The following is a 21,772-nucleotide window of genomic DNA, read 5'->3' on the forward strand; positions in this document are numbered from 1 at the left end:
AATGGGATGATCTACTCGTGATGCGAACCGACAGGTATCTCCTGGACAACCGGCAGGCCGAGGCGGGACAGCGTTTCGACGCCGTCGCCACTCTCTTCGACCCCACGACGTTCCGGCACCTCGAGCGCTTCGGCGTCGGCTCCGGCTGGCGCTGCTGGGAGGTCGGCGCGGGCGGCACCTCGGTGGTCTCGTGGCTGGCCAAGAAGGTCGGCCCGACGGGGCGGGTCCTCGCCACCGACATCGACACCTCATGGGTGTCCCTGGCAGCGCGTCCGCCGGTCGAGGTGCGCGTCCACGACGTGGGCGCGGACGAGCCGCCGGGGGAGGGTTTCGATCTGGTGCACGCCCGGCTCCTCCTGGTCCATGTGGCCGACCGGGAGCGGGCCCTACGGTCGATGATCAGGGCACTGCGGCCCGGGGGGCGGCTCCTCGTCGAGGAGGCCGACCCGGCTCTGCAACCCCTTCTCTGTCCCGACGAGCACGGCCCCGAGCAGCAGTTGGCGAACCGTCTGCGGGGCGGCTTCCGTGACCTCCTCGCCGCGTGCGGCGGTGATCTGTCGTACGGCCGCAAACTCCCGCGCCTGCTGCGCGAGGCGGGGCTGCGTCCCGTGGAGGCCGACGCGTACTTCCCCGTCACCTCGCCCGCCTGCGCGGCGGTGGAACTCGCGACGATCCGGCAGATCCGCGACCAGCTCGTCAGTTCGGGCCTGGCCACGGACCAGGACATCGACCGGCACCTGGCCAACGTCGCCTCCGGCACCATGGACCTGACCACGGCTCCGATGATCTCCGCCTGGGGGCGCAAGGTCTGAGGGGGCGGGCCCGGCGGCGGTCAGGGATCCGACGGTGGTCTCCCGCCCACGCGTTCCACGGCCGCCGCCCCCGCCCTGCATCCCTCCGCCGCCGCATCCCCGGGTTCCGCTCCCGCGAGCAGAGCGCCGAGAAAGGCGCCGGTGAAAGCGTCGCCCGCGCCGGTCGTGTCCCGTGGCGTGGCGATTACCGCGGGGACGCGGGCCAGCACCGTGCCGCCGCGGGCGACCAACGCTCCGTCGCCTCCCCGCTTCGCGACCACCAGTGGGACGTGGCGGCTCAACTTCGCCGCCGCGTCCGCCACATCGGCAAGCCCGGTCAGCAGGTATGCCTCGTCGTGACTCGGCAGCAGCACGTCGACGCCCTCGACGAGCGCGAGGAACCGGTCCGCTCCCAGCTCCGCCAAAAACCCCGCCGACGCCGGATCCACGCTCACCGGCACGCCACGCGCGCGTGCAGACGCCACAGCCACCGTCACCAGGGCGCGGCTCGGCTCGGAGAAGAACAGATATCCCGACAGATGAAGGTGGGCGACCCCGTCGAGCAGTGACGGCGACCAGTCGCCGGGTTCGATCCGCAACGCGGCCCCGCTGTCGGTGAGGAAGGTGCGCTGGGCCGCGGCGTCCGTGTCCACCAGGCAGATCACCGTCCCGGTGGGCGCCACGGGATCGACGACGAGGTGGGTGCGTACGCCGGAAGCCGTCAGCTCCCGCTCGTGCCAGGCGACCGCGTCCCCTCCCACGCGTCCGAGCAGGCGGACGTCCGGGCAGCCCGTGTACGAGGCCCAGCACGCCACGTTGGCCCCCGCGCCGCCCGGAACCGTCCGGACGGCCGCCACCGTGTCGGTGCCCGACGCGAGCGGCCCGCGGTGCCGGGCGACGATGTCCGTCACGATGTCGCCCACGACGAGCAGCGCCCCGCCGGCTGCGTCCGGCGCCCCGCCCCCGCGCGCACCGTCGCCCCGTCCGGGTCCGCCTCGGTCCGTTCCCGTCACGCCCCCGCCCAGGCCGACGCGATCCGGGCCGCGAGCCGGACATTGCCGCGCACCGCCGCCAGGTTGGCGCTCAGGGAGGCGCCGTCGGTGTGGCGGACCAGATGGTCCAGCAGGAAGGGCGTGACGGCCTGACCGGTCACCCCTTCGGCCTCGCACGCGTGCAGCGCGTCGGCGAGCACGCGCGCGTGGAGCCCGGGGTCGAGCTGCTCCTCCTCGGGCACGGGATTCGCGACGACGAGCGCCGACTCCGGCCCGCCGATCGCGTCCTGGGAGCGCATCACGTCGGCCACCTGGCCCGGGGACCCGAGTGTCCACTCCACCGGATGTCCCGAGTCGGACAGATAGAAGCCGGGGAACCGCTCGGTGCGGTACCCCGCCACCGCGACCCCCAGGGTCTCCAGGCGCTGGAGGGTCGCCGGCACGTCCAGGATCGACTTCACCCCCGCGCACACCACCGTGATCCGGGTCCGGGCCAGCAGGCCCAGGTCGGCGGACTCGTCCTGCGTCACCGTCCACTCCCGGTGCACCCCGCCGAGGCCGCCCGTGGCGAACACGCGCACGCCCGCGCGTGCGGCCAGCAGCGCCGTGGCCGACACGGTCGTCGCCCCGCTCGCCCCCGTGGCCACCGCGAGCGGCAGGTCGCGGTGCCCCAGCTTCCGGATCCCGTCCTCGTTCGCGACCCGCTCCAACCGCTCCTTGTCCAGGCCGACGCGGGGCTGCCCGTCCAGCACGGCGATCGTCGCGGGGACGGCGCCCTCCTGCCGTACGACGTCCTCCAGCTCCACGGCGACCTGGAGATTGCGCGGGCGCGGCAGCCCGTGCGCGATGATCGTCGACTCCAGGGCCACCACCGGCCGGCGCGCGTCGAGCGCCTCCCGCACCTCTTCGGACACCACGAGCACGCGCCTGCCTCCTGTCTGTCGGTCCTCCCTCATCCCTGGCGGGCGGCGTGCCCGGCCAAACCCCTTGCGGCCTGCGGGATACGGCACCAGCCTGGGCGCATGACGGACAACACGACACGTCTCGACCACATCGTCCTCTGGGTCGAGGACCCGGTCTCCGCGGCGGACTTCTACGAGAAGGCGGTCGGCCTGGAGCCCCTGCGGGTCACCGAATTCACGGAGGGAAAGGTCTCCTTTCCCTCCGTACGCCTCAACGAGGAGACCATTTTCGATCTCGCGCCCCTGCCGACGGCCGAGCGCATGACCATGCTCCCCGGTGCCGCCGACAGCGCGGGCCATCCCGTGAACCATGTGTGCCTCGCCCTGGGGGAGGGCGATTTCGACGCGCTGCGGGCCCGGCTGGAGGAGCAGTCGGTACCGGTCTCCGACTTCTCGTACGACGCCTTCGGCGCCCGGGGAGCGGCAGTACGCAGCTTCTACTTCCGCGACCCGGACGGCAACGTCTTCGAGGCGCGGCACTACGCGTAGGCCGCAGCGGCTGCGGACGGCTGCCCACGCGGGGGGGGGGGGGGTACTCCTCGGGGCGCCAACCGGCCGTATTCTCGAAGAAAGCAGCCCTCCGTAACGCCCTTGAGTGTGTTCCGGCGGCCGGATACGGGAGTGAACCGTGTGCGGTCGCCGGTCAGTCCTGCCGCTAGGGTGACCGCCCATGACCACGAAGAACCAGACCGTCCCCTCCTTCACCGTGCACATCCCCGACGCCGAACTGGAACCGGAGCCGCTCGACCCGGCCCAGATCGTCTCCGGCGCCCCGGTGGTGACGGGCAAGGTGCTGTGGGAGTCGGCCGACGGCAAGCAGCTGCGCGGCATCTGGCAGATGACACCGGGCGTCGCCACCGACACCGAGGCCGATGAACTGTTCGTCGTCGTCAGCGGGCGGGCCACGATCGAGGTCGAGAACGGTGACGTCCTCGAGGTGGGCCCCGGGGACGCGGCGGTCCTGCGTGAGGGCGACCGGACGGTCTGGACGGTCCACGAGACGCTCCGCAAGGCGTACCACGTCAGCCTCTGACCCCGGCCCGCCCGCCTCTCCGCGCCGCGCTGCCGCCCTCGCCGCAGCCTCTCCGTGCTCCGGCCTTCGCCGCCCGTCTCTCCGTGCCGGCGTCGCCGCCCGACCCCGCCCCCGGCAGCTCAGCCTCCGGCCGTGGCCGTCCGGCGTCCGCGCCGGGTGAAGAGCATCAAGGCGGTGAGCGGCAGCAGCAGGCAGGCGGCGAGGAGGTTGAGCCAGCCGTAACTCCCCCGCGCGATCACCAGACCGGCGGCCGCGCCGCCGATACCGGCCGCCGTGTTCATCATCAGGTCGGACAGCCCCTGGGCGGCGGCGCGCGCGGGCTGGGGCACCGAGTCGGTGAGGAGCGCGGAACCGGACACCATTCCCGCGGACCAGCCCAGCCCCAGCAGGAAGAGCCCGACGGTGATCTGTACATGATTGCCGTCGGCCGTTCCGGCGAGGAGGGCGGCGCAGGCCAGCAGGCCCACCGCGAGGCCGATCCCGGAGAGCCGCCCGAGCCGGTCGGACAGCCGTCCCATGAGCGGTGAGAAGGCGTACATACCGGCGATGTGACAGCTGATCACGAACCCGATGAGGTCGATGCCGGCTCCGTGGTGATCGAGGTCGATGGGCGTCATCGCCATGATCGAGACCATCGCCGTGTGGCACACCGCCACCGTCCCGAGCGCCAGCCGCGCCCGCGGTGAGGCGGCGACGGCGGCGACACCGGCCCGCAGGGAACGTGCCTGCGGAGACTGCTCCTCGGCAGGAGCCAGGGCGCGGGCGGTCAGCAGCGGATCGGGCCGCAGCAGCAGGGCCACGAGCAGCGCCGAGACGAGGAAGACCCCGGCCGCCCAGAGGAAGGGGCCGGCGGCGGCGGGGATGCCCAGCCCGGTGACGCTCCGCCCGGCCGGTGCGGCGATGTTGGGGCCCAGTACCGCGCCTACGGTGGTGGCCCACACGACGTTCGAGATGGCCCTGCCACGCCGCTCCGGCTCGGCCAGGTCGGCGGCCGCGAACCGCGCCTGAAGGTTCGCCGACGAGGCGGCGCCGAACAGGGCCATCCCGGCCAGCAGCAGCGGAAAACTGCCGACGGACGCCGCGAGCACGACGACACCGGCCCCCAGGGCACCGATGAGGTAGGCGAGCACCAGCCCCGGCCGCCGTCCGCGCGCCGTCATCAGCGCGGCCAGCGGCATGGACAGCACCGCCGTTCCCGCGACGGTCGCCGTGGGAGCCAGCCCCGACAGGGACTCGGTGCCGCTGACCTGCTCGGCCAGCACGACCGCTAGCGCGATGCCGGTGGCGACGCCGAGCCCGCCGAGGATCTGACTGGCGATCAGTACCGCGGTCGTGCGGCGCCGCAGCGCGGGTATCGCCGCGGCGTCGACGGGCGCGTCGGACCGCTCGACGGCGGTCACCGCGGGCGCCCGGGTTCGGCGGCGGACGTCTCGGCACATCGGAAGAAGCGGTTCACCCGCGCAGCCTCCCAGTTCCCGGCCGTGTGCGCACTCCTCAGAACAGCGGCTCCGGAAGCACTCCCTCCAGCGCCAGCAGCCTCCGCTTGGTCTCCAGGCCCCCTCCGAACCCTCCTATGCCGCCGTCGCTCTCGACGACGCGGTGGCACGGCACGACGACCGGCAGCGGGTTGGAGCCCATGGCGACACCCACCGCCTGTGCCGCGCCCGGCCGGCCGACCCGGTCGGCGAGGTCGCCGTAGCCGACGACCGCCCCGTACGGGACACCGGCTGCCAGCTCGCGCAGCACCTGGCGGTTGAACCCGGAGATCAGTGACCAGTCGAGGGGCAGCTCGAAGTCGCGGCGCTCACCGGCGAAATAGGCCCTCATCTGGCTCGCCGCTTCGGTCAGCAGGGGAGAGCCGGGAGCCTCGGCGGGCTCGGCGCCGAGGCGGGACGCGAGTCTCTCCAACGCTTTCTCGCGCACCGCGTCCGTGGCATGGAACACCACGTTCACCAGGCCGTCGGGGGTCGCGGCCAACAGCAGCGGGCCGATGTCCGTGCCCACGACGGTCCACACGACCTGCTGCCCGTACTGCCCGTGGCTGTCCATGCGACCACCGTACGGCGCGGCACCGACAACGCCCGGGGCGTGCACGCCACACGGCGTGCACGCCCCGGGCGCCGGGCCCGGGTGGAGCCGGTTCAGTAGTCGCGCAGGGCGCGCCGCACCACGTCGGGCCTGTTGGTGATGACGCCGTCGACGTCGTAGCGGGCGACCCGGCGGGCGGTGTCCGCGTCGTCGACGGTCCAGGTGAGGACCTCCAGGGGGTTGCCGTGCGGGCCGCGGAAGGCGTGGACCGCGGCGACGTACCCGAGGGAGATGCTGGTGTACGAGGGGTTGATCTGGTCGGCGAACCGCGCGTACTCGGGCAGGTCGGCGATCGACGGCGTTCCCAGCAGCGCGGTCTTGACGGCGGGACGCAGGTCGTGGACCGTACGGACGCTGTCCGGGCTGAAGCTCTGGACGATCAGCCTGCTCCTGAGGTGGCCGGGGTCGAGCCAGCCCTCGTTGCTGAGCACCTTGAGCGTCTGCCGTTCGATGCCCGGGTACAGCTCGGGGTTCTTGATCTCCAGGACGAGCTTCTGGTGGTTGCGTGAGACACGGTTCATGTACTGACTGAGCGTGGGCACGCGTGCGCCCGCGTAGCGCGGGGCGAACCAGCTGCCCGCGTCCAGCCGCGAGATCTCCCTCGCGGTGAAGTCCGCCACCTTCCAGGGAGCCCGGCCGGGATAGACCTCCTCGACGTTGGTGGTCCGCGTCAGAGTGGCGTCGTGGAGGACGACGAGTACGCCGTCCTTGGTGCGCTGTACGTCGTTCTCGACCCAGCCGAAGCCCAGGTCGTCCGCCTTGTCGACGGCGGCCAGGGTGTTCTCGGGGGCGTACGCCGAGGCGCCGCGGTGGGCGATGACGACCGGGCCGCCGTCGTCGGCCGCGGCGTGGGCGGAGGAAGTGGGGAGCATCAGAACGGTGCCCCCGAGAAGCGCTGCGGTCGTGGCGGCGGCAACGCGCGCGTGCATACGTACTCCTCGCGTCGAGCGATCACGGTCAGCACCAGACTGACAGCAGAGGGTCAACGGGAGGCGGGCGCGGAATGGCCGCGGATTGAATGCCGCTGCCCAAATCCGTGCACGCGGGCCTCACATGCAGGGCGGGCCCGTGATTCTTTGCCGGAAAATCGTTCGACCATTCCGGTGGGGGTCATACTCTTCGCCTCGGCCCGGTCCGTTCCGGCGGACCTGTCGGGCGGGCGCTTTTCAGGAACATCCAGGACAGATCAGGGCGGGAAGGGCAACCGCGCATGCAGGGCACGGTCGACGGCTTCAGTTACGGACTCCTCACCCCGCTGGTGGCGTACCTCATGGCCTCACTGGGAGGGGCGCTCGGGCTGCGCTGCACCACCAGATCGATGCTCGTCGCCCGCTCCTGGCGGCCGGGCTGGCTGGCCCTCGGCTCGGCGGCGATCGGCTCCGGCATCTGGACCATGCACTTCATCGCGATGATGGGGTTCTCCGTCGCGGAGAGCCCGGTGCGCTACGACAAGGCGCTGACCTTCGCGAGCCTCGGCGTCGCGATCGTCATGGTCGGCATCGGGATCTTCATCGTCGGATACCGGGGCGCGACCGGAACGCCGCTCTTCACCGGTGGCACCATCACCGGCCTCGGCGTCGCCTCGATGCACTACCTGGGGATGGCGGGCATGCGCCTCAACGGGAAGCTCGAGTACAACACCTTCACCGTCTCCGCCTCGGTGGTCATCGCGGTCGTGGCCGCCATCGCGGCCCTGTGGGCCGCGGGACAGGTCCGCGGCTTCCTGTGGAGCGTCGGCGCGAGCCTCGTCATGGGGCTCGCCGTCAGCGGTATGCACTACACGGGCATGGCCGCCCTGAGGGTGCACCTGCACGGAGCGGCCAGCACCCCGTCGGGCGACTCGCCCGCCGCCCTGCTCGCGCCGATGATGATCGGCCCGCTGGCCTTCCTCTGCCTGGCCGGCGTCGTCGTGATGTTCGACCCGCTGATGATCATGGGTCGTCCCGACTGGACGCCCACCGAGAACAGGCCGGGTGTCCCGGCCCGCGCCACCGTGCCGTACCCCGGCCACCGTCCGCCGTCCCGCCTCGACCGGCGTCCCGGCCACCACGGCTCCCGCACCCCGCAGAACTGGTGATCCGACCCCGTTGTCAGTGCGGGGTCGTACGGTTGATGGCATGCGGCCCGTTTCCAAGATCGAACGTTCGGTGGCGCCCTTCGAGGTCGTCAGCCCCTACCAGCCGAGCGGTGACCAGCCGACGGCCATCGCTGAACTCGAGAAGCGCATTCGCGCAGGTGAGAAGGATGTCGTCCTGCTCGGTGCCACCGGCACCGGCAAGTCCGCCACCACCGCGTGGATGATCGAGAAGCTCCAGCGCCCCACGCTCGTGATGGCCCCGAACAAGACCCTGGCCGCCCAGCTGGCCAACGAGTTCCGCGAGCTGCTGCCGAACAACGCCGTGGAGTACTTCGTCTCGTACTACGACTACTACCAGCCCGAGGCGTACGTCCCGCAGTCGGACACCTACATCGAGAAGGACTCCTCGATCAACGAGGAGGTGGAGCGCCTGCGCCACTCCGCGACCAACTCACTGCTCACCCGCCGCGACGTCGTCGTGGTCGCCTCGGTCTCCTGCATCTACGGCCTCGGTACGCCGCAGGAGTACGTGGACCGCATGGTCACGCTCAAGGTCGGCAATGAGATCGACCGCGACGACCTGCTGCGCCGCTTCGTCGACATCCAGTACACGCGCAACGACATGGCCTTCGCCCGGGGCACCTTCCGGGTCCGCGGCGACACCATCGAGATCTTCCCGGTCTACGAGGAGCTGGCCGTCCGCATCGAGATGTTCGGTGACGAGATCGAGGCCCTCTCCACGCTGCACCCGCTCACCGGCGAGGTCATCAGCGACGACGACCAGCTCTACGTGTTCCCCGCCTCCCACTACGTGGCCGGCCCCGAGCGCCTGGAGCGCGCGGTCAACGACATCGAGAAGGAGCTCGGGGAGCGGCTCGCCACCCTGGAGACCCAGGGCAAGCTGCTGGAGGCCCAGCGCCTGCGCATGCGCACGACGTACGACATCGAGATGCTCCGTCAGATCGGCTCCTGTTCCGGCGTCGAGAACTACTCGATGCACTTCGACGGCCGTGGGCCCGGCTCCCCGCCGAACACCCTGCTCGACTACTTTCCGGACGACTTCCTGCTGGTCATCGACGAGTCGCACGTCACGGTGCCGCAGATCGGCGCCATGTACGAGGGGGACGCCTCCCGCAAGCGGACCCTCGTCGACCACGGCTTCCGGCTGCCCTCCGCCCTGGACAACCGTCCCCTGAAGTGGGAGGAGTTCCAGGAGCGCATCGGTCAGGCCGTCTACCTGTCGGCGACGCCGGGCAAGTACGAGCTCTCGCGCGGCGACGGCTTCGTCGAGCAGATCATCCGCCCGACCGGCCTCGTCGACCCCGAGGTCGTCATCAAGCCCACCGAGGGCCAGATCGACGACCTGGTGCACGAGATCCGCAAGCGCACCGAGAAGGACGAGCGCGTCCTGGTCACCACCCTCACCAAGAAGATGGCGGAGGACCTCACCGACTACTTCCTCGAGATGGGCATCCAGGTCCGCTACCTGCACAGCGACGTCGACACCCTGCGCCGGGTCGAGCTGCTGCGCGAGCTGCGCGCCGGTGAGTACGACGTGCTCGTCGGCATCAACCTCCTCCGGGAGGGCCTCGACCTGCCCGAGGTCTCCCTGGTGGCGATCCTCGACGCCGACAAGGAGGGCTTCCTGCGCTCCGGCACCTCACTGATCCAGACCATCGGCCGCGCGGCGCGCAACGTCTCCGGTCAGGTCCACATGTACGCCGACAAGATCACCCCGGCGATGGAGAAGGCCATCGACGAGACCAACCGCCGCCGGGAGAAGCAGGTCGCGTACAACAAGGAGCGGGGCATCGACCCGCAGCCCCTCCGCAAGAAGATCAACGACATCGTGGCGCAGATCGCCCGCGAGGACGTCGACACGGAACAGCTGCTCGGCTCGGGCTACCGCAAGACCAAGGACGGCAAGCCCGCGAAGGCTCCGGTCCCCGCCCTCGGCGGCAAGGCAGCCAAGGGCAGGGGGAAGAGCAAGGAGACGGTTCCGACGGACCGTCCCGCGGCCGACCTCGCCGAGCAGATCGAGGAAATGACGCAGCGGATGCGCGCCGCCGCCGCCGACCTCCAGTTCGAGATCGCGGCCCGGCTGCGCGACGAGGTGTCCGAGATGAAGAAGGAACTGCGGCAGATGAAGGAAGGAGGCCTGGCCTGACGGCCCGAGGCCCCGGCCGACGGTCAGGGGCCCCACCGAACCCTCGGGTGCGCACTGTGTTGCAAGACCGACACAAAGTCCGTCCCAGGGTTCGGCACTGTCGGTGCCGCTGCGTAGGGTTCTGGTCATCCGCGGACTCCGCGGAAACAGGGGACGGTTCGAGAGGGGAACAGCGCGTGACGGTCAACATGACCAAGGGTCAGGCCATCAGTCTGCAGAAGAACGACGGGGGCACCCTGACCGCGGTGCGCATGGGGCTCGGCTGGCAGGCGGCCCCCCGGCGCGGCCTGTTCGGCTCGCGCACGCGGGAGATCGACCTCGACGCCTCCGCCGTGCTGTTCGCGGACAAGCAGCCCGTCGACGTGGTCTTCTTCCGGCACCTCGTCAGCGACGACGGCTCCGTGCGGCACACCGGTGACAACCTGGTCGGCGGCGTGGGCCAGGGCGGCGACGACGAGGCCATCCTCGTCGACCTCCAGCGGGTCCCGGTCCACATCGACCAGATCATCTTCACCGTGAACTCGTTCACGGGCCAGACGTTCCAGGAGGTCCAGGACGCGTTCTGCCGTCTGGTCGACGAGACCAACGGCCAGGAGCTCGCCCGGTACACGCTCGCCGGCGGCGGGCAGTACACGGCCCAGATCATGGCGAAGGTGCACCGGGCCGGTGCGGGCTGGCAGATGACGGCCCTCGGCACCCCGGCCAACGGCCGGACGTTCCAGGACCTGATGCCCGCGATCCTGCCGCACCTGTAGGCACCGCGGGGCGCACAGCACACGAGGCGAAGTGACACGGGGGGACAAGGCGATGACGGCCGAGCTGGTCCGGGGACAGAACCATCCGCTCTCCCAGGTCCGTCTTGAGGTCCGCGTTTCGGCCGGCAGACCGGTCGTCGCGGGGGCCACGCTCAGCGACGAGAAGGGCAGGGTCCACGGCGTCGAGTGGGTGGCCCACCCGGGTGCTCCCACCCTGCCCGGACTCGAGGTCTCCAAGCAGGCGGCGGCCGACCACCGCCTCGCCTTCGACCTGGCCGCCCTGCCGGACGCCGTGCACCGGGTCAGCGTGCTGCTCGCGCTGCCGTCCGGGGCCGGCGGTCCGGTCCGCTTCGGCGCCGTCGCCGCCCCCTTCGTCGCCGTCACCGGCCTCGACGGCGCCGAGGTCGCCAGCTACACCATCACCGGCCTCGACGCCGAATCGGCCGTCGTCGCCCTGGAGCTCTACCGCCGGCAGGGCGCCTGGAAGGTCCGGGCGGTCGGCCAGGGGTACGCGGGCGGCCTCGCCGAGCTGCTCACCGACCAGGGACTGCCCGAGGCGCAGCATCTCGCGGCCGTGATCAACGAGGTGGTGGCCCAGGGACTGGCCCGCTCGGTGGCGGCGCCCCCGCCGCGCACGTCGGAGGGGGACCGCTCACGGCAGGCGGCCGCCTCGGCGGCCGGGCCGGACCAGCCCCTCCCCGGCACCACCCAGGGCGGCTCCGGTGACATACCGCCGCCGCCCCAGGCCCCGTACGCCCCGCCCGGTCTGCACGCCGGCCCGGCCGGACACGGCGGACACCCCGGGGGGCTCACGCAGCCGGACTCCTCGCCCGTCACGCAGCCGACGGTCCCGGCCACCGGCGGGCCGGTCGACTACAGCCACCCGCGCCGGCAGCCCGCGGCGCCCCCTCCGCCCCCGCCGACCGCACCCCCGGCCCAGCCCGGCCAACCCGCACAGCCCGTCGCGGGTGACGCGACAGGCTGGTCCATGGATGAGCGGCTCTACAACCAGGTGTGGGGCATGTTCGAAGACCTGGCGCGGAGCACGGCCGCGTACCGCAGCGCCGTCGACTTCGCCGACTCCCGCATGGAGCAGGAGCTCGACAAGGTCCTGTCCGACCCGCGCAGCCGCATCAGCGGGCAGGGCGACGCCGCACGAGAGGCGGCGCAGGCCAAGCACGCCCAACTGGTCGACCAGGCCAGGGCCGTGCTCGACCGGGACCTCGCCCAGCTCACCGCCGAGGCCGAGGTCGTCGAGCCGGCGCTGCCCCCGGCGTTCGCGCGCTGGGACAACCCGGTCTGGCACGGCTACCGGGTCCCGATGGAGATCCCGATGGCCCTGCGGCTCGGCGATCTCCATCTGCCCGAGAGCGAGGGCCTGAGCATCCCGATGCTGGTCCGGCTGCCGCTGGAGCGCGGTCTGTGGATCGACAGCGGGCGTTCCGGCCTCGACGACTCCTTTGCCGATTCCGGGGATCTGCGCAGGCTGGCGATGGAGTCGGCGGTGGCGCACGCCGCGCGTCTGCTCGCCGTCTATCCCGCGGGCGAGTTCACGGTGCACGCCATAGACCCCGCCGGTTCGGGTGCCGCCTCGCTCGCGCCGCTGGTCCGGTCCGGTGTGCTCGCCGGTCCGCCGGCCGCGGGCGCGGCGGGGGTGGCCGATGTGCTGACCCGGCTCACCCAGCGCGTCGACCTGGTGCAGATGGCGTTGCGGGGCGGCGCGGCCGACTCGCTGCCTCCGGGCTTCGACACCGCCGAGCAGCTGGTGATCGTGCACGACTTCCCGCACGGTTTCGACGACCGTGCGGTGACACAGCTGCGCTATCTCGCGGACGAGGGACCGGCCGTCGGCGTCCATCTGATGATGGTCGCCGACCGGGAGGACGCGTCCGCGTACGGGCCGCTGCTCGATCCGCTCTGGCGCTCGCTTCTGCGGCTCACGCCGGTCCCGGAGGACCACCTCGCCGACCCGTGGGTCGGTCACGCCTGGACGTACGAGCCCTCGCTCGTCCCGCCGGGCAGCCAGGTGCTCGAGCAGGTGCTCGCGCGGATCGCCGAGGCCCGCCGCTCCTGGAACCGCTGAGGGGTCTCCCGGGGTCGCGCCAAGCCTTGGTAAAGCCCTCTGATCTGCACACTTGGATTTTCTTTTACCAAGCCCTTTACCTTTCCTTGGTGATTCGCGTACTCTTTTCCGTACGGAGGGGAGTACTCCCTACGAACTGCGGCGCACCCGTCAATACGGATCAGGCCAGATCCCGGGGCGTCGGCTCGCAGGCACCGGTCGCATCACGCGCCCCGGCCGCCTCGGGTGGAAGAGACCTCCGGTAGCGACGACGCTGACCATCTGCCGTTACGTACTGCCGGAGGCGCAGTGGATGTTTCCATGACCCTGTGGGTCCTGACCATCGTGGGTCTGGCCGCACTGATCGCGGTCGACTTTCTCATCGGGCGAAAGCCCCACGACGTATCGCTCAAGGAAGCCGGGATCTGGACGGTGGTCTGGATCGTCCTGGCCGCTCTGTTCGGCCTCGGACTGCTCGTCTTCTCCGGCGGCCGGCCCGCGGGAGAGTTCTTCGCCGGCTTCATCACCGAGAAGTCGCTGAGCGTCGACAACCTCTTCGTCTTCGTCCTGATCATGGCGAAGTTCGCGGTGCCGACGAAGTACCAGCAGCGTGTCCTGCTCGTGGGCGTGCTCATCGCGCTCGTCCTGCGCACGATATTCATCGCCGCGGGCGCCGCGATCATCTCGAACTTCGCCTGGGTGTTCTACATCTTCGGTGCGTTCCTCATCTACACCGCCTGGAAGCTGATCCAGGAAGCCCGAGCCGACCAGGACGACGAGGAGTTCGAGGAGAACCGGCTGCTGAAGTTCGCCGAGCGACGCTTCGGCGTGGCGGACCGCTATCACGGCACGAAGCTGTGGATCCGGCAGAACGGCAAGCGCATCATGACGCCGATGCTGGTCGTGATGCTGGCGATCGGCACCACCGACGTCCTCTTCGCGCTCGACTCGATCCCGGCCATCTTCGGCCTGACCCAGGACCCGTACATCGTGTTCACTGCCAACGCGTTCGCGCTGATGGGCCTGCGGCAGCTGTACTTCCTCATCGGCGGTCTGCTGAAGAAGCTGGTCCACCTCAGCTACGGCCTGTCCGTCATCCTCGGCTTCATCGGCGTGAAGCTGGTGCTGCACGCCCTGCACGAGTCCGGGGTGCACGTCCCCGAGATCTCCATACCGGTCTCGCTCGGCGTGATCTGCGCCGTCCTGATCGTCACCACGATCACCAGCCTGATCGCCTCCAGGAAGCAGGCGCGGGAGGAATCCCCCGCTGCGGAGGGCGCGCCGAAGGACAGCGTCGACGTCTGACGACGCCGGCGACGGTGGGCGGCCCTCGGGGCGGTGTGCGGCGTGGTGCCGTACTCCGCCCCGCGGTGCCCGCCGCTCCTGGGCGTTCATCCGCACCCGGCGGGCCGTGGCCCTGGCGGCGGAGGCCCGCCAAGGCTGAGGCACCCCGAGGCCGGTCGAGATCACCCGACTAGGGCCCCCGGGCACCCGGCGGGCTGGGGACGACTCCGCCGCCCGGTGGACCTACGCGTGCCGCGTCACCGAACGTGCAGGGCCGGGACGCGTCTGCGACGATCGCTGCATGATCGTTCGGCTCCGGTCGCTCGCGATGCAGTGGACGGCCGTCGTGCCGGCGGTCGCGGTCGTCCTGCTGGCCTTCACCTGGGGCCGCGGCCTGTCCGGCGGCGTCGTGGCGCTCGTGACGGTAGTCCTCTCGGGATCGGTCCTGGCGGCCGTCCACCACGCCGAGGTCGTGGCGCACCGCGTGGGCGAACCGTTCGGCTCACTGGTCCTGGCCGTGGCCGTCACCGTCATCGAGGTCGCGCTGATCGTCACTTTGATGGCAGACGGCGGGGACAAGAGCTCCACCCTGGCGCGGGACACCGTGTTCGCGGCCGTGATGATCACGTGCAACGGCATCGTCGGCCTCACCCTGCTCGTGGCCTCCCTGCGCCATGGGCTCGCGGTCTTCAACGCGGAAGGGACCGGCGCCGCCCTGGCCACGGTCGCGACACTGGCCACGCTCAGTCTGGTGCTGCCGACGTTCACCACCAGCAAGCCGGGCCCGGAGTTCTCCTCGGCTCAGCTCACCTTCGCCGCGTTCGCCTCGCTGGCCCTGTACGGCCTGTTCGTCTCCACCCAGACAGTGCGTCACCGGGACTACTTCCTGCCGATCACCCGGCAGGGCGTGGTCATCGAGACGGACGACCACGCCGACAGGCCGTCCGCGCGTACGGCGGCCGTCAGCGTGGGGTTTCTCGGTCTGGCTCTCGTCGGCGTGGTGGGCCTCGCCAAAGGGGTCTCGCCCACCATCGAGTCCGGCGTGGACGCGGCCGGGATGCCGCAGGCCGTGGTCGGCGTGATCATCGCGCTCCTCGTGCTGCTGCCCGAGACCATCGCCGCGCTGCGGTCGGCCCGCCGCGACCGCGTACAGACCAGCCTGAACCTGGCGCTGGGATCGGCGATGGCCAGTATCGGCCTGACCATTCCCGCCGTCGCCCTGGCGTCCCTCTGGCTGTCGGGACCCCTGGTGCTCGGTCTCGACCCGCTGCACATGGTGCTGCTCGCGCTGACCGTCGTCGTGAGCTCCCTGACGGTCGTGCCCGGCCGCGCGACCCCCCTCCAGGGCGGCGTCCACCTGGTGCTGTTCGCGGCCTACCTGGAGCTGGCCGTCAACCCGTAGCCAGCGCCGGGCGCTCCCCAACGACACAGCACAGCACAGCACAGCACGGCCGCCACCGGCCGCACGGGTCGACACGCGCGTGTCGCAACGGCCGGAACGCCACCCGGTCGGCGCGGGCCGTGAGCCCCCTCGGTCAGTCCGTGGCCTCCACGACGGTCAGGCGGGGGACCGGCCGCGTCTCGGGCAGCAGCGCGAAGCAGCCCAGGCTCAGCAGCGCGATGACCGTCAGATAGGCGGCCACACCCCAGGGGACACCGTCCCCCCGGGCCACGGCCGTCGCCACGAGGGGCGTCAGCGCGCCCCCGAGCACCCCTCCCAGGTTGTAGCCCAGGGCCGCGCCGGTGCAGCGCACCCGAGGCTCGAACAGCTCCGGGAGATACGCGGCGATCACCGCGAACATGGTGATGAAGGCGAGCAGCGCCACCAGGAACCCGAAGAACATGGGCAGTGGCTCACCGGTCGACAGCAGCGCCACCATCGGGAACATCCACAGCGCGGCGGCGGCGCTGCCCGTCAGACACAGCGGCCGCCGCCCGAAGCGGTCACCCAGCATCGCGGCCACGGGCGTCAGCGAGCCCTTCACCACGACGGCGGCCATGATGCAGGCCAGCATGACGGTACGGCTCACCCCGAGCCGTTCGACGCCGTAGGCGAGGGCCCAGGTCGTCACGGCGTAGAACACCGCGTAGCCCACCGCGAGTCCGCCGGCCGTCAGCAGCACGAGCCGCCAGTGGCCGCGCACCACGTCGACGAGCGGCACGCGCGCGTGCTCCCGGAGTTCGAGGAACTCCGGGCTTTCCCTGAGCGAGCTGCGCAGCCACAGGCCGGCGAGCGCGAGGACGCCGGCCGCCCAGAAGGGCACCCGCCATCCCCAGGCCGCGAACTGCGCTTCGGACAGGGTCGCGGACAGGGCCAGCATCACGCCGTTGGCGAGGACGAACCCCAGCGAGGGGCCGATCTGGGGAAAGCTCGACCACAGTCCGCGCCGTGCGGCGGGCGCGTGCTCCGCGGTCAGCAGCACCGCGCCGCCCCACTCCCCGCCGAGCCCGAGACCCTGCAGGAAACGCAGCACGAGCAGGAGCACGGGGGCGGCGACACCGATCGAGCCGTAGGCCGGGACGCAGCCGACCGCGACGGTCGCGGCGCCGGTCAGCAGCAGCGAGGCGACCAGGACGGGCCGGCGCCCCCGGCGGTCTCCGATGTGCCCGAAGAGCACGGAACCCAGCGGCCGGGCGACGAAGCCGACCCCGAACGTCCCGAACGCCGCCAGTGTCCCCGCCAGCGGGGAGAACGTCGGGAAGAACAGCGGACCGAGGACCAGTGCGGCGGCGGTGCCGTAGACGAAGAAGTCGTAGAACTCGATGGCCGTCCCGGCGAGGGAGGCGGCCGCGAGCCTGAGCATGGAGGGTGCCCTCACGGAGCGTACGTCGTGCATACCGCGTCAACTACCCACAGTGACCGGCAGTTACGGGGGCGTGCGGTGGTGCGGAGTCCGCTCAGTAGGTGACCGTGATGCGCCGGGCGGGACCGTCGACGCGAATCGTGCCTCCGCAGGGGATGACGAGCTGCGGATCGGTGTGACCGAAGTCCACGTCGAGGACGACCATCATGTCCGGGGCGTATCTGCCGACGGCCCTGAGGACCGCCTCACGCTGGTCCCGCGCGTAACGGGCCTTCGCCGCCGCGTCGTTGGGCTGCTCGAAGGACCACGCCTTGGGACGCCCCATGAGGAGGGCGGGGAAGCGCCGGAGCAGTCCGCGCTCGCCCATGCTCCGCAGGATCCGGAACACGTCCTCGGCCCTGGGCAGGTCTTCCGAGGTCTCCAGGAACAGCACGTGGCCGTCGTACACGGACGGGTCGGCGGCCAACTCGCGGTCGGCCATCAGCAGCCAGGACAGGATCTCGATGTTGCCGCCCCAGGACCGGCCTTCGACGACGCGCTCGGGACGGTGCCAGCGCCAGCCGGTGCCCGGTTCCGTGGCGGGCTCGCGGTCGAAGGTCGACGGGTCCTCCCAGGGCCGGTCGACGTCGGTGAAGCGGTCGGCGGGCCGCAACTCGTAGGGGCCGGGGGTGAAGAGGGCGGCCCGCAGCGACTCGGCGGTCGGCTCGGCCATGGCACCGGGGCGGCCCAGCTCGCACATGACGGTCGCGCCGTGGTAGCCGACGATGCCCGTGTTCCAGAGGTACAGGAGCACATTCGTGTTGTCGCTGGACCCGAAGAACGGCTTCGGGTGTGCCCGGATCAACTCCCGGTCCAGGAACGGCAGGACCGTGATCTGGTCGTCGCCGCCGATGGAGGCGATCACGGCCTTGACCGACGGGTCGGCGAAGGCGGCGTTCAGGTCGGCGGCGCGCTCCTCGGGCGCCGACCCGGGCTTGCGGGTCGTCGGATACTCGACCGGCTCCAGGCCGTACTCCTCGCGCAGCCGCTCCAGGCCCAGCTCGAACGGTCGCGGGAAGAGCGCGGGCAGCGCGGCGGACGGCGAGAGCACGGCTATCCGGTCCCCGGGCACGGGCTTGGGAGCGTAGACAGGGGTCGTCATGGCAAGAGGCTACGGGCGGCCGGCCGCGCGGCGCATCGTGATAAACCGGGTTCGAACAGCGGTCCTGTACGGGCCGGCAGACCGCAAGGACCGGAGGAACCGTGCCCCGCACCCTCGCCCACGCCCCGATCATGATCCTCAACGGGCCCAACCTGAACCTCCTCGGGCAGCGCCAGCCGGAGATCTACGGCTCCGACACCCTGGCCGACGTCGAGGCGCTGTGCGCCGAGGCGGCAGCGGCGCACGGAGGCACGGTGGACTTCCGCCAGTCCAATCACGAGGGCGAGCTGGTGGACTGGATCCACGAGGCACGCCTGCGTCATGCGGGCATCGTGATCAACCCGGCCGCCTACTCGCACACCTCCGTCGCGATCCTGGACGCGCTCAACACCTGCGACGGGCTTCCGGTGGTGGAGGTCCACATCTCCAACATCCATCAGCGGGAGGAGTTCCGGCACCACTCGTACGTCTCGCTGCGCGCGGACGGTGTGATCGCGGGATGCGGAGTGCAGGGGTACGCGTTCGCGGTGGAACGAATCGCGACGCTGGCGGGGACGGGCCGGGCGGAGGCGTGACCGGGGGCGAGCGTAGGCGAGACAGGGGCTGACACCCGCGCTCGCGCGGGCCCGGGGGCGGGGGAGGGCCCACCGGAGCCGGCTCACCTGGGCTCGGAGCCCACTCACCCGGCCTCAGAGCCGACCTCGCAGACGGCCTCAACCGGTTTCAAAGCCGGCCACCCGCCCTCAGAGCCGACCTCGCAGACGGCCTCAACCGGTCCCGAAGCCGGCCCCACCCGGCCTCAAAGCCGGCCCGCCTCCACGATCCGGCGCAGAAACCGCTGGGTCCGCTCCCGCTGCGGGGCGCCGAAGACCTCGTCGGCCGTGCCGCGTTCCAGGATCACGCCGCCGTCGAGGAAGCAGACCTGGTCGGCGACCTCACGGGCGAAGCCCATCTCGTGCGTCGCCAGCACCATGGTCATGCCGTCGTCCTTCAAGTCCCGCACGACGGCGAGGACCTCACCCACGAGTTCCGGGTCGAGGGCGGCGGTGATCTCGTCGAGCAGCAGCAGCCGGGGGCGTACGGCCAGCGCGCGGACGATCGCGGCCCGCTGCTGCTGACCACCGCTCAGCCGGTCCGGGTACTCGTCCGCCTTCGCGCCGAGCCCCAGCCGGTCGAGCAGTTGACGGGCGTGCTCCTCGGCCTGCGAGCGACTCACCCCGTGCACGCGGCGCGGGGCGAGCGTGACGTTCTCCAGGACGGTCATGTGCGGGAAGAGGTTGTACGCCTGGAAGACGACGCCGATCCTGCGGCGTACCGCGTCCTGGTCGGTACGGGGGTCGGTGATCTCCTCGTCGTCCAGCCAGATGGCGCCGTCGTCGATCTCCTCCAGGAGGTTCGCGCAGCGCAGCAGAGTCGACTTGCCCGACCCGGAGGTGCCGATCAGCGCGGTCACCGTGTGCGGAGCGACCTCCAGGTCGACGTCCCGCAGGACGACGGACGCGCCGAAGGTCTTGCGGACGGACTCCATGCGAAGGACGGGGGAGCTGCTCATAGGGATCCTCCCTGCGCGCGCCGGCGGTCCATCCGCGCGGTGACCCAGTCCGTGAGGCGGGTCATGGGGATGGTCAGCGCGACGAAGACCAGGCCGGCGACGATGTACGGCGTGTAGTTGAGGCTGCGGCCCACGATGATGTCGGCGGCGCGCACCGCGTCGACCGCCCCGCCGATCGACACGAGGCCGGTGTCCTTCTGGAGCGACACCAGGTCGTTGAGCAGGGGAGGCACCTGACGGCGTACGGCCTGGGGCAGCACCACGTGGCGCAGCGTCTGCCGGTTGGTGAGACCGAGCGAGCGGGCCGCGGCGCGCTGCGAGGGGTGGACGGACTCGATGCCGGCGCGGAACACCTCGGCCACGTACGCCGAGTACGTCAGCGTGAGTGCCGTGCCGCCCAGCAGCACGGGGTCCACCGTCACGCCCTGCAGACGCAGCGCGGGGACGCCCAGCACCACGATCATCAGGTTGATGATCAGGGGGAGGCCGCGGAAGAAGTCGGTGTAGGCGGCGGCCAGCGCGCGCACGGGGAAGAACACCGGACCGCGCAGCGTGCGGGCCACGGCGACCAGCATGCCGAGGACGAGGACCGCGGCGCCGCAGACGAGCAGGAGGCGGACGTTGAGCCAGAGCCCCTCCAGGACCTTGGGGAGCGCCTCGCGCGCGTACTGCGCGTTGAAGAAGGTCTCCTGGGTGCGCGGCCAGCCGGGAGCGCTGACGACCACGAAGTACAGGACGATCCCGGTGACGAGGGTGGAGACCGCGGCGATCGCCGTCGCACGGCGGGTGCGGGCGCGCTTGTGGCGCTCCCGCTCGATCCGCCGCCGCGAGGGGACGTACGTCTCGCGCAGTTCCTCACCGGAGCTGTCGCCGGACACCTCCTTGGTGACCGTCACTTGAGGACCGGGGCGTCGACGGCGTCGGACAACCACTGCTTCTCGATCTTCGCAAGTGTGCCGTCCTCGCGGAGGGCGTCGACGGCGTCCGTCACGCACGAGGTCAGCGCGCTGCCCTTGTCGAGGACGAGCCCGAACTGCTCCGGCGTACCGCCCCGGTTCTCGAACTGGCCGACGATCTTCGCGTCCGTCACCTCGGCCGCCGTGATGTAGAAGGCGGTCGGCAGGTCGGTGACGATGGCGTCGACCTGGCCGTTCTTGAGTGCGGACTTGGCCTGGTCGTTCTTCGCGTACGCGGCGGGCTGTCGCGTCGGCCGCACCACGTCGTCGATGTAGTTCAGGCTGGTGGTGCCGACCTGCGCGCCGAGCTTCAGGCCCTTGAGGTCGTCGACGTTCTTCGCCTGGGCGGCCTTGGACCCCTTCAGCGCGATGACGGCCTGGCGGACGTCGTAGTAGCCGGACGAGAAGTCCACGGCCTTCTTGCGTTCGGCACTGATCGACACCTGGTTGATGTCGAGGTCGAAGGTCTTCTCACCGGGTGCGAAGGCCTTGTTGAAGGGGACGGTCTGCCAGACGACGTCGCCCTTGCCGTAACCGAGCCGCTGCGCGACGGCGTAGGCGACGGCCGACTCGAAGCCCTTGCCGTTCGCCGGCTTGCCGTCCTTGAACCAGGGTTCGTACGCCGGTTCGTCGGTGGCGATCGTCAGCTTTCCGGCGGTCTCGGTACGCAACTCGCCCTGGGTGCAGGCCTTCGAGGCGCTCCCGGAGGCCTTGTCGTCCGTCTTCTCCTCCGGCTGCGGCGCACAGGCCGCGGCGGCGAAGAGCAGGGTGACGGTGGCGGCGGACGCGGCGCGGCGCAGGGCACGTGGGGCGAGAGACATGGCGGGAGAGTGACAGCGCGGCGACCTGTCTGTCCAGGTCACGACGGGAATTGTCCGCATCGTGGGAACGGGTGTTGCATTCCCGTGAACGCCGCCCGGTCGGCAGGCACTCGGGGCCGGGCCGCCGGCCGGGGACGGGGAAATCGAACGGCCGGCGGCCCCTACCGCGCAGGCGCCGTCTCCTGTGCGGGGAGCTTCCAGTGGACTGCACCACTGCGCGCGCCGGGAGCGCGCGTGTGCCACCGGCGCGTGCGTTCGCTTCACACGGGGCGCGTGACGCACGCCCC

At 71.3% G+C, this 21,772-nt stretch carries 20 protein-coding genes; 10 read left to right on the forward strand and 10 right to left on the reverse strand.

Annotated features, from left to right (window positions below; all coding sequences use genetic code 11):
• The first annotated feature begins 17 nt into the window (after nucleotides 1-17).
• Complete coding sequence (locus AC0ZLC_RS24610; protein WP_476754124.1) at nucleotides 18-812, forward strand: class I SAM-dependent methyltransferase; 795 nt, start codon at nucleotides 18-20, stop codon at nucleotides 810-812.
• A gap of 20 nt (nucleotides 813-832) precedes the next feature.
• Here AC0ZLC_RS24610 and AC0ZLC_RS24615 read toward each other — a convergent pair whose 3' ends face one another.
• Nucleotides 833-1,723, reverse strand: a complete 891-nt coding sequence (locus AC0ZLC_RS24615; protein ID WP_476754163.1) for a carbohydrate kinase family protein — start codon at nucleotides 1,721-1,723, stop codon at nucleotides 833-835.
• Between the two features lie 77 nt (nucleotides 1,724-1,800).
• Entirely contained in the window at nucleotides 1,801-2,706 is a 906-nt protein-coding gene (locus AC0ZLC_RS24620) for a pseudouridine-5'-phosphate glycosidase (protein ID WP_476754125.1), read from the reverse strand.
• Nucleotides 2,707-2,805: 99 nt separating this feature from the next.
• On the opposite strand from AC0ZLC_RS24620, the gene AC0ZLC_RS24625 reads away from it, so the two are divergent.
• Both AC0ZLC_RS24625 and AC0ZLC_RS24630 read left to right on the forward strand, forming a co-directional pair.
• Nucleotides 2,806-3,234, forward strand: a complete 429-nt coding sequence (locus AC0ZLC_RS24625) for a VOC family protein (RefSeq protein ID WP_476754126.1) — start codon at nucleotides 2,806-2,808, stop codon at nucleotides 3,232-3,234.
• A 181-nt stretch (nucleotides 3,235-3,415) separates the two neighbouring features.
• Complete coding sequence (locus AC0ZLC_RS24630) at nucleotides 3,416-3,778, forward strand: cupin domain-containing protein (RefSeq protein WP_476754127.1); 363 nt, start codon at nucleotides 3,416-3,418, stop codon at nucleotides 3,776-3,778.
• Nucleotides 3,779-3,897: 119 nt separating this feature from the next.
• Here the strand turns inward: AC0ZLC_RS24630 and AC0ZLC_RS24635 are convergent, their stop codons facing one another.
• From AC0ZLC_RS24635 to AC0ZLC_RS24645, 3 genes are all read right to left on the reverse strand, one after another.
• Entirely contained in the window at nucleotides 3,898-5,178 is a 1,281-nt protein-coding gene (locus tag AC0ZLC_RS24635) for an MFS transporter (RefSeq protein WP_476754128.1), read from the reverse strand.
• Between the two features lie 94 nt (nucleotides 5,179-5,272).
• Complete coding sequence (locus tag AC0ZLC_RS24640) at nucleotides 5,273-5,827, reverse strand: methylated-DNA--[protein]-cysteine S-methyltransferase (protein ID WP_476754129.1); 555 nt, start codon at nucleotides 5,825-5,827, stop codon at nucleotides 5,273-5,275.
• Nucleotides 5,828-5,919: 92 nt separating this feature from the next.
• Nucleotides 5,920-6,795, reverse strand: coding sequence for a glycerophosphodiester phosphodiesterase (locus AC0ZLC_RS24645; protein ID WP_476754130.1), 876 nt, complete (start codon nucleotides 6,793-6,795; stop codon nucleotides 5,920-5,922).
• 281 nt (nucleotides 6,796-7,076) lie between these two features.
• On the opposite strand from AC0ZLC_RS24645, the gene AC0ZLC_RS24650 reads away from it, so the two are divergent.
• From AC0ZLC_RS24650 to AC0ZLC_RS24675, 6 genes are all read left to right on the forward strand, one after another.
• Nucleotides 7,077-7,943, forward strand: coding sequence for an MHYT domain-containing protein (locus AC0ZLC_RS24650; protein ID WP_476754131.1), 867 nt, complete (start codon nucleotides 7,077-7,079; stop codon nucleotides 7,941-7,943).
• A 40-nt stretch (nucleotides 7,944-7,983) separates the two neighbouring features.
• Nucleotides 7,984-10,110 (forward strand): excinuclease ABC subunit UvrB, encoded by a 2,127-nt coding sequence (uvrB, locus tag AC0ZLC_RS24655; protein WP_476754132.1) that lies wholly within the window; start codon nucleotides 7,984-7,986, stop codon nucleotides 10,108-10,110.
• A gap of 176 nt (nucleotides 10,111-10,286) precedes the next feature.
• Complete coding sequence (locus AC0ZLC_RS24660; protein ID WP_119104869.1) at nucleotides 10,287-10,865, forward strand: TerD family protein; 579 nt, start codon at nucleotides 10,287-10,289, stop codon at nucleotides 10,863-10,865.
• 52 nt (nucleotides 10,866-10,917) lie between these two features.
• Complete coding sequence (locus tag AC0ZLC_RS24665) at nucleotides 10,918-12,948, forward strand: TerD family protein (protein WP_476754133.1); 2,031 nt, start codon at nucleotides 10,918-10,920, stop codon at nucleotides 12,946-12,948.
• A gap of 288 nt (nucleotides 12,949-13,236) precedes the next feature.
• Entirely contained in the window at nucleotides 13,237-14,232 is a 996-nt protein-coding gene (locus AC0ZLC_RS24670) for a TerC family protein (RefSeq protein ID WP_476754134.1), read from the forward strand.
• A gap of 280 nt (nucleotides 14,233-14,512) precedes the next feature.
• Entirely contained in the window at nucleotides 14,513-15,613 is a 1,101-nt protein-coding gene (locus tag AC0ZLC_RS24675; protein ID WP_476754135.1) for a calcium:cation antiporter, read from the forward strand.
• A 133-nt stretch (nucleotides 15,614-15,746) separates the two neighbouring features.
• Here AC0ZLC_RS24675 and AC0ZLC_RS24680 read toward each other — a convergent pair whose 3' ends face one another.
• Nucleotides 15,747-17,048, reverse strand: coding sequence for an MFS transporter (locus AC0ZLC_RS24680; RefSeq protein WP_476754136.1), 1,302 nt, complete (start codon nucleotides 17,046-17,048; stop codon nucleotides 15,747-15,749).
• Nucleotides 17,049-17,109: 61 nt separating this feature from the next.
• Nucleotides 17,110-18,156 (reverse strand): S66 family peptidase, encoded by a 1,047-nt coding sequence (locus tag AC0ZLC_RS24685; RefSeq protein ID WP_476754137.1) that lies wholly within the window; start codon nucleotides 18,154-18,156, stop codon nucleotides 17,110-17,112.
• Between the two features lie 101 nt (nucleotides 18,157-18,257).
• On the opposite strand from AC0ZLC_RS24685, the gene aroQ reads away from it, so the two are divergent.
• Entirely contained in the window at nucleotides 18,258-18,731 is a 474-nt protein-coding gene (gene aroQ / locus AC0ZLC_RS24690) for a type II 3-dehydroquinate dehydratase (RefSeq protein ID WP_476754138.1), read from the forward strand.
• 224 nt (nucleotides 18,732-18,955) lie between these two features.
• Here aroQ and AC0ZLC_RS24695 read toward each other — a convergent pair whose 3' ends face one another.
• The 3 genes from AC0ZLC_RS24695 to AC0ZLC_RS24705 are packed head-to-tail and all read right to left on the reverse strand — an operon-like array spanning nucleotide 18,956 to nucleotide 21,485.
• Nucleotides 18,956-19,708 carry an amino acid ABC transporter ATP-binding protein gene (locus AC0ZLC_RS24695; protein ID WP_476754139.1) on the reverse strand — a complete coding sequence of 251 codons (753 nt, stop codon included), beginning with the start codon at nucleotides 19,706-19,708 and terminating at the stop codon, nucleotides 18,956-18,958.
• On the reverse strand, nucleotides 19,705-20,604 hold the full coding sequence (locus AC0ZLC_RS24700; protein ID WP_476754140.1) for an amino acid ABC transporter permease: 900 nt from the start codon (nucleotides 20,602-20,604) through the stop codon (nucleotides 19,705-19,707). The genes AC0ZLC_RS24695 and AC0ZLC_RS24700 overlap by 4 nt, the downstream gene beginning before the upstream one ends.
• Nucleotides 20,601-21,485, reverse strand: coding sequence for an ABC transporter substrate-binding protein (locus tag AC0ZLC_RS24705; protein WP_476754141.1), 885 nt, complete (start codon nucleotides 21,483-21,485; stop codon nucleotides 20,601-20,603). Before AC0ZLC_RS24705 ends, AC0ZLC_RS24700 begins: the two co-directional genes overlap by 4 nt.
• Nucleotides 21,486-21,772 lie beyond the last annotated feature (287 nt).

The organism is Streptomyces sp. GLSS-08, assembly GCF_056387915.1.